At 67.4% G+C, this 17,147-nt stretch carries 5 protein-coding genes and 3 rRNA genes; 6 read left to right on the top strand and 2 right to left on the bottom strand.

The window, feature by feature from the left end:
* Nucleotides 1-171: 171 nt before the first annotated feature.
* The 5 genes from AB2U05_RS10390 to AB2U05_RS10370 all read left to right on the top strand — a co-directional run bounded on the left by AB2U05_RS10390 (nucleotide 172) and on the right by AB2U05_RS10370 (nucleotide 8,402).
* Nucleotides 172-1,695, top strand: a complete 1,524-nt coding sequence (locus tag AB2U05_RS10390) for a CoA-acylating methylmalonate-semialdehyde dehydrogenase (protein WP_045700202.1) — start codon at nucleotides 172-174, stop codon at nucleotides 1,693-1,695.
* Between the two features lie 641 nt (nucleotides 1,696-2,336).
* Nucleotides 2,337-3,860: ribosomal RNA gene (locus AB2U05_RS10385) — 16S ribosomal RNA — on the top strand.
* Nucleotides 3,861-4,120: 260 nt separating this feature from the next.
* Nucleotides 4,121-7,238: ribosomal RNA gene (locus AB2U05_RS10380) — 23S ribosomal RNA — on the top strand.
* A 71-nt stretch (nucleotides 7,239-7,309) separates the two neighbouring features.
* A 5S ribosomal RNA gene (rrf, locus tag AB2U05_RS10375) occupies nucleotides 7,310-7,426 on the top strand.
* The 16S, 23S and 5S rRNA genes sit together here, the layout of an rRNA operon.
* Nucleotides 7,427-7,487: 61 nt before the next feature.
* Complete coding sequence (locus tag AB2U05_RS10370) at nucleotides 7,488-8,402, top strand: phosphatase PAP2 family protein (protein ID WP_369183082.1); 915 nt, start codon at nucleotides 7,488-7,490, stop codon at nucleotides 8,400-8,402.
* On the opposite strand, the gene AB2U05_RS10365 is transcribed toward AB2U05_RS10370, so the two are convergent.
* Both AB2U05_RS10365 and AB2U05_RS10360 read right to left on the bottom strand, forming a co-directional pair.
* On the bottom strand, nucleotides 8,395-8,958 hold the full coding sequence (locus AB2U05_RS10365; protein WP_045698424.1) for a GPR1/FUN34/YaaH family transporter: 564 nt from the start codon (nucleotides 8,956-8,958) through the stop codon (nucleotides 8,395-8,397). The genes AB2U05_RS10370 and AB2U05_RS10365 overlap by 8 nt on opposite strands.
* A 289-nt stretch (nucleotides 8,959-9,247) precedes the next feature.
* Nucleotides 9,248-11,803 (bottom strand): SpoIIE family protein phosphatase, encoded by a 2,556-nt coding sequence (locus AB2U05_RS10360; RefSeq protein WP_369183081.1) that lies wholly within the window; start codon nucleotides 11,801-11,803, stop codon nucleotides 9,248-9,250.
* Nucleotides 11,804-12,316: 513 nt separating this feature from the next.
* Here AB2U05_RS10360 and AB2U05_RS10355 point away from each other — a divergent pair.
* Nucleotides 12,317-16,888, top strand: a complete 4,572-nt coding sequence (locus tag AB2U05_RS10355; RefSeq protein ID WP_369185936.1) for a HAMP domain-containing protein — start codon at nucleotides 12,317-12,319, stop codon at nucleotides 16,886-16,888.
* The last annotated feature ends 259 nt before the right edge of the window (nucleotides 16,889-17,147 follow it).

Below are 17,147 nucleotides of genomic sequence, written 5' to 3'. Positions count from 1 at the left end.
GTAAGGCTGAATCCCTGATCTCCGTCAGCCTGTTCGTTGAGCCGAGCCGGGGCGGCGACCAGACTGGGAGACGAGCGCGGTGGCCCCGCGAACCCCCGCCGACCGGCCCACGAGTCGGCGGCGCCGGACCGGAGGCAGGACGCCGCCCGGGACTTCGGAGGCAGACGGACCTTGAGCAAGCACATCATCCACTGGATCGGCGGCAAGCCCGTCGCCACCGCCGGTGCCGCGCCCCGTCGCGGTGAGATCTTCGACCCGGCCACCGGCCAGGTCGCCGGCCACGTCGACTTCGCCGGGACCGCCGAGGTCGACCAGGCCGTGGCCGCCGCCGCCTCCGCCTTCACCGACTGGCGCACCGCCTCGGTCGCCCGGCGGACCACGGCGCTCTTCGCCTTCCGCGAGCTGCTGAACGCACGCCGCGACGAGCTGGCCGCGATCATCGTGTCCGAGCACGGCAAGGTGCACTCGGACGCGCTCGGTGAGATCGCCCGCGGTCTGGAGGTCGTCGAGTACGCCTGCGGCATCCCGCAGCTCATCAAGGGCGGCTTCACCGAGCAGGCCTCCACGGGCATCGACGTCTACTCGATCCGCCAGCCGCTCGGCCCGGTCGCGATCATCTCGCCGTTCAACTTCCCGGCCATGGTGCCGATGTGGTTCTTCGCGATCGCCATCGCGGCCGGGAACACCGTCGTGGTGAAGCCTTCGGAGAAGGACCCGTCCGCGGTCAACTTCCTCGCCGAGCTGTGGAAGGAGGCCGGCCTGCCGGACGGCGTATTCAACGTCGTGCACGGCGACAAGGTGGCCGTCGACCGCCTGCTGGAGCACCCCGACGTCAAGTCCGTCAGCTTCGTCGGCTCCACCCCGATCGCCCGCTACGTCTACGAGACCGGCACGCGGTACGGCAAGCGCGTGCAGGCCCTGGGCGGCGCCAAGAACCACATGCTCGTCCTGCCGGACGCCGACCTCGACCTCGCCGCCGACGCCGCCGTCAACGCCGGCTTCGGCGCGGCCGGCGAGCGCTGCATGGCCGTCTCCGTGCTGGTCGCGGTCGACCCGATCGGCGACGAACTGGTCGACAAGATCAAGCAGCGGATCGCGACCCTCAAGGTCGGCCCCGGCTGCAACGGCGACTCCGAGATGGGCCCGCTGGTCACCGGCCAGCACCGGGACAAGGTCACCTCGTACGTCGAGTCCGGCATCGCGGACGGCGCCGAGCTCGCCGTGGACGGCCGCAAGCACCCCGTCACCGCCGAGGACGCGAACGGCACCCCCACCGCGGACGGCTTCTGGCTCGGCCCCACCCTGTTCGACCACGTGAAGCCCGGCATGTCCGTCTACAACGACGAGATCTTCGGCCCGATCCTCTCCGTCGTGCGGGTCGCCTCCTACGAGGAGGGCGTGGCGCTCATCAACGCCAACCCGTACGGCAACGGCACGGCCCTCTTCACCAACGACGGCGGCGCGGCCCGGCGCTTCCAGTTCGAGGTGGAGGTCGGGATGGTCGGTATCAACGTGCCGATCCCGGTTCCGGTCGCCTACTACTCCTTCGGCGGATGGAAGGCCTCCCTGTTCGGCGACGCCCACGCGTACGGGCCGGACGGCGTGCACTTCTTCACCCGGGGCAAGGCCGTGACCCAGCGCTGGCTGGACCCGTCCCACGGCGGCATCAACCTCGGCTTCCCCACCAACAGCTGAGCCGCACCTCCGCAGGCCGGACCCTCCCTCGGGGGCCCGGCCTGCGCCCTTTGCGCCTCGTTTGCATCCGATGGCCGAAGCGCGTAGAGTTCTTCGAGCTGCCTGGCAGGGAGCACCGGACACGCATCTGCGCGGACGGTCCCGGGGTAGCCAATCCTTCGAAACACCACTTCCTGGTTCGCACTGGGTCGCGTTTGCGTTTTCGCGTCGCGACAGGGTGCTTATTCAGTGTGCGCGTTTTATCGGATTGCGGTCGGACTCGGCCGGATTCGCTTTTCGGAGCGGGGATCGGCTAGAGTTTGAAACGTCGGACAGGGCGTCAAGCCCCGGAAGACACCGGCGAGTTGGATGACGAAGCCCCGGAAAACGGAGCGGAAAACATCTGATAAGCTGGAAACACGAAAGAACGAAGCGCCGGAGGGCCCGCTGGAAGGCGGCTCGAAGGAAGCGTCCGTTCCTTGAGAACTCAACAGCGTGCCAAAAGTCAACGCCAGATATGTTGACATCCCCGGCCTCAGGTTTCCTGGGGTTGGAGATTCCTTTTGAAATAAACACTAGCGAGGACGCAGTGCGCGGGGCCGCCCTATTCCGGTGGTTGCCGTGCCGCTCAACGCGGGTGTGGACCGGAATACCGGTAAACATTCACGGAGAGTTTGATCCTGGCTCAGGACGAACGCTGGCGGCGTGCTTAACACATGCAAGTCGAACGGTGAAGCCCTTCGGGGTGGATCAGTGGCGAACGGGTGAGTAACACGTGGGCAATCTGCCCTGCACTCTGGGACAAGCCCTGGAAACGGGGTCTAATACCGGATATGACCTGGGAGTGCATGCTCCTGGGTGTAAAGCTCCGGCGGTGCAGGATGAGCCCGCGGCCTATCAGCTTGTTGGTGGGGTAACGGCCCACCAAGGCGACGACGGGTAGCCGGCCTGAGAGGGCGACCGGCCACACTGGGACTGAGACACGGCCCAGACTCCTACGGGAGGCAGCAGTGGGGAATATTGCACAATGGGCGAAAGCCTGATGCAGCGACGCCGCGTGAGGGATGACGGCCTTCGGGTTGTAAACCTCTTTCAGCAGGGAAGAAGCGCAAGTGACGGTACCTGCAGAAGAAGCACCGGCTAACTACGTGCCAGCAGCCGCGGTAATACGTAGGGTGCGAGCGTTGTCCGGAATTATTGGGCGTAAAGAGCTCGTAGGCGGCCTGTCGCGTCGGATGTGAAAGCCCGGGGCTTAACCCCGGGTCTGCATTCGATACGGGCAGGCTGGAGTGTGGTAGGGGAGATCGGAATTCCTGGTGTAGCGGTGAAATGCGCAGATATCAGGAGGAACACCGGTGGCGAAGGCGGATCTCTGGGCCATTACTGACGCTGAGGAGCGAAAGCGTGGGGAGCGAACAGGATTAGATACCCTGGTAGTCCACGCCGTAAACGTTGGGAACTAGGTGTTGGCGACATTCCACGTCGTCGGTGCCGCAGCTAACGCATTAAGTTCCCCGCCTGGGGAGTACGGCCGCAAGGCTAAAACTCAAAGGAATTGACGGGGGCCCGCACAAGCAGCGGAGCATGTGGCTTAATTCGACGCAACGCGAAGAACCTTACCAAGGCTTGACATATGCCGGAAACATCCAGAGATGGGTGCCCCCTTGTGGTCGGTATACAGGTGGTGCATGGTTGTCGTCAGCTCGTGTCGTGAGATGTTGGGTTAAGTCCCGCAACGAGCGCAACCCTTGTTCTGTGTTGCCAGCATGCCTTTCGGGGTGATGGGGACTCACAGGAGACTGCCGGGGTCAACTCGGAGGAAGGTGGGGACGACGTCAAATCATCATGCCCCTTATGTCTTGGGCTGCACACGTGCTACAATGGTCGGTACAAAGGGCTGCGATGCCGTGAGGCGGAGCGAATCCCAAAAAGCCGGCCTCAGTTCGGATTGGGGTCTGCAACTCGACCCCATGAAGTTGGAGTTGCTAGTAATCGCAGATCAGCATGCTGCGGTGAATACGTTCCCGGGCCTTGTACACACCGCCCGTCACGTCACGAAAGTCGGTAACACCCGAAGCCGGTGGCCTAACCCGTAAGGGGAGGAGCCGTCGAAGGTGGGACCAGCGATTGGGACGAAGTCGTAACAAGGTAGCCGTACCGGAAGGTGCGGCTGGATCACCTCCTTTCTAAGGAGCACATAGCAGCTTCGGGCGAATGTCCCGGAGTGCTCGCTCATGGGTGGAACGTTGACTATTCGGCACAGCGAAGAGATCGGATCGTTAGTACTGCCTTCGGGCGTGGAACGTGGTCGGGGATTGACTGTGTCGGGCACGTTGTTGGGTCCTGAGGGAACGGAAACGTTGTCTCAGTGGTTGCCGGTCCCATGCTTGTTGAGGTGGGTGACTGGTCGTTGTTTGAGAACTGCACAGTGGACGCGAGCATCTGTGGCCAAGTTTTTAAGGGCGCACGGTGGATGCCTTGGCACTAGGAACCGATGAAGGACGTGGGAGGCCGCGATAGGCCCCGGGGAGCTGTCAACCGAGCTTTGATCCGGGGGTGTCCGAATGGGGAAACCCGGCAGTCGTCATGGGCTGTCACCCGCTGCTGAACACATAGGCAGTGTGGAGGGAACGCGGGGAAGTGAAACATCTCAGTACCCGCAGGAAGAGAAAACAACCGTGATTCCGGGAGTAGTGGCGAGCGAAACTGGATGAGGCTAAACCGTATTGGTGTGAGACCCGGCAGGGGTTGCCAATACGGGGTCGTGGGAATGAGCTTGATCGGTCTGCCGGCCGGTCGGCGAGTCAGAAACCGTATGGGTAGTCGAAGGACATGCGAAAGGTCCGGCGTAGAGGGTAAGACCCCCGTAGACGAAATCTGTACGGCTTGCTTGCTCATCTCCCAAGTAGCACGGGGCCCGAGAAATCCCGTGTGAATCTGGCGGGACCACCCGCTAAGCCTAAATATTCCCTAGTGACCGATAGCGGATAGTACCGTGAGGGAATGGTGAAAAGTACCGCGGGAGCGGAGTGAAATAGTACCTGAAACCGTGTGCCTACAAGCCGTGGGAGCGTCGTTCATCAGCTTGCTGGTGGGCCGTGACTGCGTGCCTTTTGAAGAATGAGCCTGCGAGTTTGCGGTGTGTAGCGAGGTTAACCCGTGTGGGGTAGCCGTAGCGAAAGCGAGTCCGAATAGGGCGACTGAGTTGCATGCCCAAGACCCGAAGCGGAGTGATCTAGCCATGGGCAGGTTGAAGCGCGGGTAAGACCGTGTGGAGGACCGAACCCACCAGGGTTGAAAACCTGGGGGATGACCTGTGGTTAGGGGTGAAAGGCCAATCAAACTCCGTGATAGCTGGTTCTCCCCGAAATGCATTTAGGTGCAGCGTCACGTGTTTCTTGCCGGAGGTAGAGCACTGGATAGGCGATGGGCCTCACCGGGTTACTGACCTTAGCCAAACTCCGAATGCCGGTAAGTGAGAGCGTGGCAGTGAGACTGTGGGGGATAAGCTCCATGGTCGAGAGGGAAACAGCCCAGAACACCGACTAAGGTCCCTAAGCGTGTGCTAAGTGGGAAAGGATGTGGAGTCGCAGAGACAACCAGGAGGTTGGCTTAGAAGCAGCCACCCTTGAAAGAGTGCGTAATAGCTCACTGGTCAAGTGATTCCGCGCCGACAATGTAGCGGGGCTCAAGCACATCACCGAAGTCGTGTCATTGCAACTATAGGCCAACGCCTGTTGTGATGGGTAGGGGAGCGTCGTGTGCCGGGTGAAGCGGCGGTGGAAACCAGTCGTGGACGGTATACGAGTGAGAATGCAGGCATGAGTAGCGATACAAGAGTGGGAAACTCTTGCGCCGATTGACCAAGGGTTCCTGGGTCAAGCTGATCTGCCCAGGGTAAGTCGGGACCTAAGGCGAGGCCGACAGGCGTAGTCGATGGACAACGGGTTGATATTCCCGTACCCGCTTTGAAGCGCCAACGCTGAACCTTCTGATGCTAAGCCCGTGAAGCCGTCCCGGAGCCTTCGGGCAAAGGGAAGTGGTGGAGCCGGTGACCCAACGGGGTAGTAGGTGAGCGATGGGGTGACGCAGGAAGGTAGTCCAGCCCGGGCGGTGGTTGTCCCGGGGTAAGGGTGTAGGACGAGTGATAGGCAAATCCGTCACTCATTAGGCTGAGACCTGATGCCGAGCCGATTGTGGTGAAGTGGATGATCCTATGCTGTCGAGAAAAGCCTCTAGCGAGTTTCATGGCGGCCCGTACCCCAAACCGACTCAGGTGGTCAGGTAGAGAATACCGAGGCGTTCGGGTGAACTATGGTTAAGGAACTCGGCAAAATGCCCCCGTAACTTCGGGAGAAGGGGGGCCATTCCTGGTGACGAGTCTTGCACTCCGAGCTGGGGGTGGCCGCAGAGACCAGCGAGAAGCGACTGTTTACTAAAAACACAGGTCCGTGCGAAGCCGTAAGGCGATGTATACGGACTGACGCCTGCCCGGTGCTGGAACGTTAAGGGGACCGGTTAGCTTTGATTCGTCGAGGCGAAGCTGAGAACTTAAGCGCCAGTAAACGGCGGTGGTAACTATAACCATCCTAAGGTAGCGAAATTCCTTGTCGGGTAAGTTCCGACCTGCACGAATGGCGTAACGACTTCTCGACTGTCTCAACCATAGGCCCGGTGAAATTGCATTACGAGTAAAGATGCTCGTTTCGCGCAGCAGGACGGAAAGACCCCGGGACCTTTACTATAGCTTGATATTGGTGTTCGGTTCGGCTTGTGTAGGATAGGTGGGAGACTGTGAAAGCCCAACGCCAGTTGGGTGGGAGTCGTCGTTGAAATACCACTCTGGTCGTGCTGGATGTCTAACCTGGGTCCGTGATCCGGATCAGGGACAGTGTCTGGTGGGTAGTTTAACTGGGGCGGTTGCCTCCTAAAGGGTAACGGAGGCGCCCAAAGGTTCCCTCAGCCTGGTTGGCAATCAGGTGTTGAGTGTAAGTGCACAAGGGAGCTTGACTGTGAGACTGACGGGTCGAGCAGGTACGAAAGTAGGGACTAGTGATCCGGCGGTGGCTTGTGGAAGCGCCGTCGCTCAACGGATAAAAGGTACCCCGGGGATAACAGGCTGATCTTCCCCAAGAGTCCATATCGACGGGATGGTTTGGCACCTCGATGTCGGCTCGTCGCATCCTGGGGCTGGAGTAGGTCCCAAGGGTTGGGCTGTTCGCCCATTAAAGCGGTACGCGAGCTGGGTTTAGAACGTCGTGAGACAGTTCGGTCCCTATCCGCTGTGCGCGTAGGAGTGTTGAGAAGGGCTGTCCCTAGTACGAGAGGACCGGGACGGACGAACCTCTGGTGTGCCAGTTGTTCTGCCAAGGGCATGGCTGGTTGGCTACGTTCGGGAGGGATAACCGCTGAAAGCATCTAAGCGGGAAGCCTGCTTCGAGATGAGCACTCCCACCTCCTTGAGAGGGTAAGGCTCCCAGTAGACGACTGGGTTGATAGGCCGGGTATGGAAGCCCTGTGAGGGGTGGAGTTGACCGGTACTAATAGGCCGAGGGCTTGTCCTCAGTTGCTCGCGTCCACTGTGTTGTTCTGAAACAACGACCGCCTTGCCGGCGGGTCGACAGTTTCATAGTGTTTCGGTGGTCATAGCGTGAGGGAAACGCCCGGTTACATTCCGAACCCGGAAGCTAAGCCTCACAGCGCCGATGGTACTGCAGGGGGGACCCTGTGGGAGAGTAGGACGCCGCCGAACAATCATTCCAAAAAGACCCCCTCCCGTCCGGGAGGGGGTCTTTTTGCGTTACCCTCTGCGAATGCAGAACCTGACCCTCACCTGGCAGTCCGCCGGGGGTACCGCCGCCGTTCTCTACGGCGGTGCGTTCGCCGCCGCGAGGGTCCGGAAGCCGTCGTTGTCGGCGCTGCTGCGGGAGGCCGGCACGCTGCTGGCGCTGTTCGCGCTCTGGCAGCTGGTGGGGCACCTCTCGGTGATGAGCACGGACCACGCGCTGGACCGGGCGAGCTGGATCCATCGGACCGAGCTGGCGCTCGGCCTGCCGGACGAGGTGTCCTGGCAGTCGGCGGTCACGCCGTACCCGGTGCTGGTGCGGCTGGCGAACTACTACTACGCGGTGATGCATTTCGCGGTGATGCTGGTCGTCCTGCTGTGGGTGTTCGTGCGGCACCGCGAGCGGTACGCGTGGGTGCGGAACACGGTGGTGATCACCACGGCGGTGTGCCTGCTGGTGCAGTTCATCCCGGTGGCGCCGCCCCGGATGCTGCCGCAGGACGGCTTCGTGGACCTGGCGGCGCAGTACGGGCAGTCGGTGTACGGCGGCGCGGTGGGCGGTGTGGTCGCCGACCAGCTGTCGGCGATGCCCTCGGTGCACGTGGCGTGGTGCGTGCTGGTGGCGGTCGCCGTGGTGCGGGTGTCGCCGAGCCCGCTGCGGTGGGTCGTGGTGCTGCACCCGGTGCTGACGGTCGCCGTCGTCGTGGTGACGGCCAACCACTTCTGGGCGGACGGCATCGTCGCCGTCGCGATCCTGCTCCTCGCGTACGCCGTCCTGGCGTCGGCGGCCCGGGTGGCACGCCGGCGGGGCCGGGCCTCCGCGCTGGCGGAGGCCCGGCCCCGGTCGGGTGTCGAGCAGGATGCGGGTCAGGCGGACCGCTCGGACCGGTCGTCTCGTCCGGATAGTCCGGATAGTCCGGATCGGTCGAAGCAGGTCACTTGACCGGCAGGGCGATCTTCCCCCAGGCACCGTTGCTGAGGGCGGAGGTCGCCCAGTACCAGGCGGCGAGGCCGGAGGCGGTCGCGACCCAGCCGGCGAACTTCGCCAGCCCGCTCCACTCGCCGAAGGTGGCGAGGGCGCCCAGCGCGAGCGCGACCGTCAGCAGGCCGTAGACGAGCCGGCTCAGCAGGCCCGCGCCCCAGCTCGCGGCGGTGAGGCTGAGGGCGAGCAGGGCCCACAGCAGCAGGAACAGGCCGGCGGCGTTCTTGCCGGCCCCGCCGGCCATCGACCAGGTCGCCCAGAAGGCGCCGAGGCTGGTGAAGGCGGTGCCGGTGAAGCCCTCGCCGCCGCGGAGCTGCCAGAGGCCCGCGATGAAGAGGGTGACGCCGCCGACGAGGTGGGCGAGGTGGGCGGCGTCCCCGACGCCGGTGCCGTGCAGGATGCCGGTGGAGAGCAGACCGTAGGCGAGCAGTGTGAGGCCGAGTGCGAGGTAGCCGAGGTTACCCGCGTCGGCTCCGGTGGAGCGGGCGTTCGTTGCCCCGGTAGCTTCGTTGCTCACCGGAGGCTCCTTTCACTCTGGGCGCGCGCAGGGCGCAGTGACGCAGTGGTGTGGTGGTGACGGAGGTGGATGCGCGCGACCGCGCCGAGGGCGCACGGCAGTGGCGTGCGCGGGCTGCGGTCAGAAGTGATGGGCCAGCGGAGAGCCGCTGGTCGCGTCCCCGCCGGGGGATTCCCCGGTGAGATCGGTGTACCCGGCGTCGTTCGCTTGTACCCTTGTGAAGATAACAATTTGTGACTGCGTCAGCTGCCGAGCGTTCAGAGGCGAAAGCCCGGAAGCCCGGAACCGCTCAGACGGCGCGCTGGGTCGGCACCCGGAGGGTCAGGATCGCCATGTCGTCGGACGGCGGCTCCGGGGCGAAGCGCTCGACCGCGCGCTGCACCCGCATCGCGACGGCGCCTGCGGTGAGGCCGGTGCAGCCGGTGAGCACCTCGGCGAGACCGTCGTCGCCGAGCATCCGCAGGCCCTCGCGGCGTTCGGTCACGCCGTCCGTGACGCAGAGCAGGACCTCGCCGGGGGCGAGCACCAGGTGCTCGGCGGTGAGGTCGAGGTCGTCCAGGACGCCGAGCAGCGGCTGCGGGGTGGCGGCCCGGTCGACCTGGCCGTCGGTGCGCAGCCGCAGCGGCAGCGGGTGGCCGGCGCAGACCAGGGACAGCTCGGTGCTGCCGTCCGGCCGGGGCGTCAGCTCGCCGTAGAGCAGGGTGAGGAAGCGGCTGCGCGAACCCTCGTCCAGGATGGCCGCGTTGAGCCGGCGCAGCACCTGCGGGGCGTCCAGGCCCTCGCGGGCGAGCAGACGCAGCGAGTGGCGGGCGAGGCCGGTGACGGAGGCGGCCTCGGGGCCGGTGCCGCAGACGTCGCCGATGGCGAAGCCGTACGTTCCCTCGCGGATGGTGAACAGGTCGTAGAAGTCTCCGCCGACTTCGTTGCCCTCGCCGGCGGCCTGGTAGTAGACGTCCACCTCGACGCCCGGGATCTCGGGCAACTCCGGTGGCAGCAGGCTGCGTTGCAGGGCCTGGCTGGTGGCGGTGCGCTCGGAGTAGAGGCGGGAGTTGTCGAGGGCGAGGGCGGCCCGGCGGGAGAGGTCCTCGGCGAGTTCGAGGATCTCCTGGCGGAACCGGACGCCGGTGGGGACGCCCAGGGCGAGCAGGCCGATGACCCGGTTGCGGGCGGTCAGCGGCAGCACGACGGTCTCGCCGAGCAGGCCGGCGAGTTCGGGGCTGTCGGTGAGGCCGCCGGCGGCGGCGGTGTCGGCGGGCGCGGTCCAGAAGTCGGCGCCGTGGCTGGGGCCGGCCTCGGGGGCGGGGGTCTTGTCGAGCAGGTCGCGCAGCGGGTCGATCCGGTCCTCGTCCTCGTGCAGGACGAAGGCGAGGTCGGACGGGGAGCCGTGGTCGCCATTGGTGTAGACGGCGCACCAGGAGGCGAGGGTGGGGACGGCCATCTGGGCCATCAGGGCGAGGGTCTGCTCGTGTTCGAGGGTGCCGGCGAGCAGGTCGGAGGCCTCGACGAGGAAGGACAGCGAGCCGCGGCGCAGGCGCTCCAGCTCGGACAACCGGGTGCTCTCGATGGCCAGGGCGACCCGGTCGGCGGCGAACTGCAGGCGCAGCGCGTCCTCGTTGTCGTAGCGGCCGGGCGCGGCGGTGGCGATGCCGAGCGAGCCGATCAGCCGGCCCTCGACCTTGAGCGGGACGGTGACCAGGGAGCGCATCCCGCTGCCGGTGAGGAGCGGCAGGCCGGTGGGGCGGGCGGAGAGGTCCTCGTGGACGGAGGGGAGCCGGGCGGAGTCGTAGCGGTTGCCGGACTCGACCGGGAAGCGGGCGTGCCGGCGGTGTCCGGAGGTGAGGCCGGTGGCGGCGCGGACCTCGAACTCGGTCTCGTCCTCGGTGGTGAGCAACAGGTAGGCGGCGTCGGCGTCGAGCAGGTCCCGGGCGCGTTCGACGGTGCGCTGGAGCAGGCCGTCCAGGTCGTCGGCGGTGGCCGGGCCGGCCATCAGGTCGAGCCGGGGGCCGGTGGGGTCGGGGCGTTCGCCGGGCAGGGTGCGGGCGGGGGAGCGCAGGACGGCGCGGTCGGCTTCGTGGACGAGCAGGCAGAGGGTGGAGGGGACGCCCTCGGTGTCGCGGACGCGGACCTGGACGCCGTACACCTCGACCTCGGTGCCGTCCGGCAGCCGCAGGCCGTAGCCGCCCTCCCAACGGGCCAGCCGCAGGGTGTCGGTGAGGCCGGGGCCGCGGCCGGCGGGGGTGGGCCAGACGGCGAGGTCGGCCCAGGGGCGGCCGAGGACGGTGGCGGCGGGGTGGCGGAAGAGTGCTTCGGCGTCCGGGTTCCAGGCGAGGACGCGGCCGTCCTCGTCGAGTTGGACGACGGCGACGTGGACCGGGCCGGTGCTGCTCGGCAGGTCGCTGCCGGGGGTGGCGGGAACGGCGTAGCGGGTGCCGAGCACGTGTGCGGGCAGGGCGAGTCGGAACCAGACGGTCTTGCGGCCGGCCGCGTACTCGACGCCCCAGCGCTCGGCGAGGGCGGAGCACATCAGCAGGCCGCGGCCGCCCTCGCCGTCCGGGTCGGCGTAGCGGTCGGAGGACGGGACGTCGCCGAGCGAGGGCAGGCCGCGCTCGGGGTGGTGGTCGGTGACCTCGATCCGGACGCTCTCCTCCTCGCGCAGGCAGCAGACGTCGGCGGCGGTGCCGGCGTGCACGACGGCGTTGGTGACGAGTTCGCTGACCAGGACGACGGCGTCGTCGACGACCTCGGGCAGGCCCCAGCCGAGCAGCGCGTCCCGGACGAAACCGCGGGCGGCGGACGCGGAGCGGCCGTCCGGGTCGAAGGTGGCGGCTGCGCGCGCGGTGACCACGTTGCCACTTCTCCTCTGCTGCTCTGGCCCTGGCTGTCCGGGGTGCGGCGCCGACTCCCGGGGCGCGCCTGGCCGGGTGAGCGGCGGCGCTGGGTCGGGTCGTGGCCCGGTGCAGCGCTCCACCCTACTTTCCGCTTGGTACCCCGTGGGGCCGGGGCGCCGAAACAGGCACCAGAGGGTGATTCTGCCCACCCGTTTGTGAGGCTGCCGCATCAACCCTGTGCAACCGGCCGGACACCCGGCGCAGGTGCTGCCAGACTGGGGGGTCCGCGACGGCCGGTGCGAGCAGTACGGTCGGAGTGGATGCCGGTGCGCCGAGCGGCTCGCCGGTGCAGCCCAGCCGGGCCGGTGCCCGGGCGCGTGCCGCAGGGCACGTGCGGTCAACCGGACAGTTCACGATGTGGGAGGGGCCCGTTGAGTTCGGCCACCAAGGACGCAACCGGTACGACGCCGCCCGCCCCGCGCGGCGCACGCTCCGGCACCGCGCCGCGGAACGCGGCCGGGCGGCGGGCGATCCACAACCGCGGCGCGGAGCCGGCCGACCTGCGCAAGCTGCTGGCGGCGCTGACGGCGATGCGGGACGGCAACTTCCGCCGCCGGCTGACGGTTCCGGGTGACGGCCCGTTGGCGGAGATCGCCGCGGTGTTCAACGAGGTCGCCGAGCGCAACCAGCACCTGACCGGTGAACTGGCCCGGGTGCGGCGGGCGGTGGGCCGCGAGGGCCGGCTGAACGAGCGGCTGGAGACGGGCGCGGGCGAGGGCGCCTGGATGGCGGCCGTCGACAACTGCAACGCGCTGATCGACGACCTGGCCCGTCCGATGGCCGAGGTGGGCCGGGTGCTGACCTCGATCGCCGAGGGCGACCTGGACCAGAAGATGGAGCTGCGCTCGCTGCACAGCAACGGGGTGAGCCACCCGCTGCGCGGCGAGTACCTGCGGATCGGGCGGACGGTCAACGGGCTGGTGGACCAGCTCTCGGAGTTCACCGACGAGGTGACCCGGGTGGCGCTGGAGGTCGGGACCGAGGGCAAGCTCGGCGGCCAGGCCAAGGTCCGCAGCGTGTCCGGCAGTTGGAAGGACCTGGCGGACTCGGTCAACACCATGGCCGGCCGGCTGACCGCGCAGGTGCGCAACATCGCCCAGGTGACCACCGCGGTGGCGAAGGGCGACCTGTCCCGCAAGGTCACCGTGGACGTGGCCGGCGAGATGCTGGAGCTGAAGAACACCGTCAACACGATGGTGGACCAGCTGAACGGCTTCGCCGCGCAGGTCACCACGGTGGCCCGGGACGTGGGGACGGAGGGCCGGCTCGGCGGTCAGGCGAAGGTGCCGAACGTGGCCGGGGTGTGGCGCGAGCTGACCGACTCCGTCAACTTCATGGCCGACAACCTGACCGGCCAGGTGCGCAACATCGCCCAGGTGACGACGGCGGTGGCCCGCGGGGACCTCTCGCAGAAGATCGAGGTGGACGCGCGCGGCGAGATGCTGGAGCTGAAGAACACCATCAACACGATGGTCGACCAGCTCTCCGGCTTCGCCGAGCAGGTGACCCGGGTGGCCCGCCAGGTGGGCACCGAGGGGCGGCTGGGCGGTCAGGCGCAGGTGCCGTGGGCGGCCGGCGTGTGGCGGGACCTCACGGACAACGTCAACTTCATGGCGAACAACCTCACCGACCAGGTGCGCGGCATCGCGCAGGTGACGACGGCGGTCGCCAAGGGCGACCTGTCGCAGAAGATCCAGGTGGACGCGCGCGGGGAGATCCTGGAGCTGAAGAACACCATCAACACGATGGTGGACCAGCTCTCCTCCTTCGCGGACGAGGTGACCAGGGTCGCCCGGGACGTCGGCACCGAGGGCATCCTCGGCGGCCAGGCCAGCGTGCCCGGGGTGTCCGGGACGTGGAAGGACCTGACCAACTCCGTCAACCTGATGGCCAACAACCTGACCAGTCAGGTGCGCAACATCGCCGAGGTGACCACGGCGGTGGCGCTCGGCGACGTGTCGAAGAAGATCACCGTCGACGCCCGGGGCGAGATCCTGGAGCTGGTGACCACCGTCAACACCATGGTCGACCAGCTGTCGGCCTTCGCGGACGAGGTCACCCGGGTCGCCCGCGAGGTGGGCACCGAGGGCATCCTGGGCGGCCAGGCCCGGGTGCGCGGGGTGTCGGGGATCTGGAAGGACCTGACCGACAACGTCAACTTCATGGCGTCCAACCTGACCGGTCAGGTGCGCAACATCGCCGAGGTCGCCTCCGCGGTGGCCCGCGGCGACCTGTCCAAGAAGATCTCGATCGACGCGCAGGGCGAGGTCGCGGCGCTGGCCGGCACCCTGAACACGATGGTCGACCAGCTGTCCGCGTTCGCGGTCGAGGTGACCAGGGTGGCCCGTGAGGTGGGCACCGACGGGACGCTGGGCGGCCAGGCGAGCGTGCCGGGCGTGGCCGGGATCTGGAAGGACCTGACCGACAACGTCAACCAGATGGCCAACAACCTCACCGGCCAGGTCCGCAACATCGCGCTGGTGATCACGGCGGTGGCCCGCGGCGACCTCTCGCAGAAGATCGACGTCGACGCGCGCGGCGAGATCCTCCAGCTCAAGACCAACATCAACACCATGGTCGACCAGCTGTCCGCGTTCGCGGACGAGGTCACCCGGGTCGCCCGCGAGGTGGGCACCGACGGGCGCCTCGGCGGCCAGGCCCGGGTGCCGGGCGTGGACGGCACCTGGCAGGACCTCACCGAGTCGGTGAACGAGCTGGCGAACAACCTGACCCGGCAGGTGCGCGCGATCGCCCAGGTCGCCACCGCGGTGACCAGGGGCGACCTGAGCCTGCGGATCGACGTGGACGCGGCGGGCGAGCTCGACGAGCTCAAGGACAACATCAACCAGATGATCGCCAACCTGCGCGAGACCACCCGCACCAACCAGGAGCAGGACTGGCTCAAGACCAACCTGGCCCGGATCTCCGGCCTGCTGCAGGGCCGCCGGGACCTGGAGGCCGTCGCCTCGCTGATCATGACCGAGCTGACCCCGGTGGTCTCCGCCCAGCACGGCGCCTTCTTCCTCGCCCAGCCGGCCGGCCGCACCGCCGAGCTGATCACCGAGGACGACGACGAGAACGACACCGTGCTGCGCATGATCGGCAGCTACGGCTACCAGCGCCGCGCGATGCCGACCACCTTCCGGCCCGGCGAGTCGCTGATCGGCCAGGCCGCGGTGGAGAAGCGGGCGATCATCGTCAAGGAGGCTCCGCCCGGGTACCTCAAGATCGCCTCCGGCCTGGGCGAGGCCTCCCCGGCCCACATCGTGGTGCTGCCGGTGCAGTTCGAGGGCCGGCTGCTCGGCGTGATCGAACTGGCCACCTTCAGCTCCTTCACCACCGTCGCGCTGGACTTCCTCAACCAGATCGCCGACCTGATCGGCGTCACCGTCAACACCATCAGCGTCAACACCAAGACCGAGGGCCTGCTCCTGGAGTCCCAGCGGCTCACCGCCGAACTCTCCATGCGGTCGGCCGAGTTGGAGGCGCGCCAGGAGGAGCTGGAGCGCACCAACGAGGAGTTGCAGGAGAAGGCCGAGCAACTCGCCCAGCAGAACCGCGACATCGAGATCAAGAACAGCGAGATCGAGGAGGCCCGGCAGGTCCTGGAGGAGCGCGCCGAGCAGCTCGCCCTGGCCTCCCGGTACAAGAGCGAGTTCCTGGCCAACATGTCGCACGAGCTGCGCACCCCGCTCAACTCGCTGCTGATCCTGGCCAAGCTGCTCTCCGACAACAACGAGGGCAACCTCTCGCCCAAGCAGGTCGAGTTCGCCGACACCATCCACGGCGCCGGCTCCGACCTGCTCCAGCTGATCAACGACATCCTCGACCTGTCCAAGGTCGAGGCCGGCAAGATGGACGTCCGCCCGGCCCGGATCGCCCTGGTCCAGCTGGTCGACTACGTCGAGGCCACCTTCCAGCCCGTCGCGCTGGACAAGAACCTCGACTTCGCCGTCCGGGTCTCGCCCGCCCTGCCCGTCACCCTGCACACCGACGAGCAGCGGCTCCAGCAGGTGCTGCGCAACCTGATCTCCAACGCGGTGAAGTTCACCGACGCCGGCGCCGTCGACTTCTCGATCGCCCCGGCCGGCGCGGACGTCCCGCAGCACGTGCGCGAGCGGCTGCTGGAGTCCGGCTCGATCCAGGGCCCGGACGACGAGCTGATCGCCTTCGCCGTCTCCGACACCGGCATCGGCATCCCCGGCAACAAGCTGCGGGAGATCTTCGAGGCCTTCAAGCAGGCGGACGGCACCACCAGCCGCAAGTACGGCGGCACCGGCCTCGGCCTGTCGATCAGCCGCGAGATCGCCCGGCTGCTCGGCGGCGAGATCCACGCCGAGAGCGAGCTGGGCAAGGGCTCCACCTTCACCCTCTACCTGCCGCTGCGCGCCGAGGCCCCGGGCACCGCCCCGGCCGAGCCGCGCACGGCCGCGCCCGGTGCCCCGGCGCGGCGGGCCGTCGTCGGCGTGACGCCGGTGGGCCTGCCCGTCCCGGTCGGCGAGAACCCGGCCGACCACTGGGCCCAGGAGGTCCGGGAGCTGGCCGAGGAGCGCCGCCGCGGTGCGGTGGAGCGCCGGCGCACCGCCGCCCTGGAGAGCCTGGCCGGCCCGCGCGCGCCGGAGCCCGCGCCGACGCGGCCGGCCCGCGGCGACACCCGCTTCGACGGCCAGCAGGTGCTGATCGTGGACGACGACGTGCGCAACGTGTTCGCGCTCACCAGCGTGCTGGAGCAGCACGGCCTGACCGTCCTGTACGCGGAGAACGGCCGCGAGGGCATCGAGATGCTGGAGCAGCACGAGAACGTGGCGCTGGTCCTGATGGACATCATGATGCCGGAGATGGACGGCTACGCGACCACCGAGGCGATCCGCCGGATGCCCCAGTTCGCGGGCCTGCCGATCATCGCGCTGACCGCCAAGGCGATGAAGGGCGACCGCGAGAAGTCGCTGGAGGCGGGCGCCACCGACCACATCACCAAGCCGGTGGAGACCGAGCACCTGCTGTCCGTGATGCACGAGTGGCTGAAGCCCGACCGCACGTGAGCCCGGGCGCGGACCGGCCCGGGGGCGTGAACTCCGGGCCGGGCCCCGGGGTTCGCGCCCGCCGGCGGACCGGTTTGCTGGCGGTCGGGCCCGGGAACCGGGTAGGGTCACCGATCGTTGCGAACGGTGACCGGACGGCGACTGACTGCTGAGCGTGCGCCGGAGCACCGGCTGCGCGCCGCTCCCGATCGGGTGACGACGGGGCGGTGTGCCGGGCGAGGGGGTGCGGCTAGCATGACCGGGGTAGCGGTGGGCGGTA

The sequence above is a fragment of the Streptomyces sp. Y1 genome (assembly GCF_041053115.1).
Classification (GTDB): domain Bacteria; phylum Actinomycetota; class Actinomycetes; order Streptomycetales; family Streptomycetaceae; genus Kitasatospora; species Kitasatospora rubellomurina.
The sequence above is the reverse complement of the archived record's forward strand: the minus strand, read 5'-3'. Positions and strand labels throughout refer to the sequence as shown.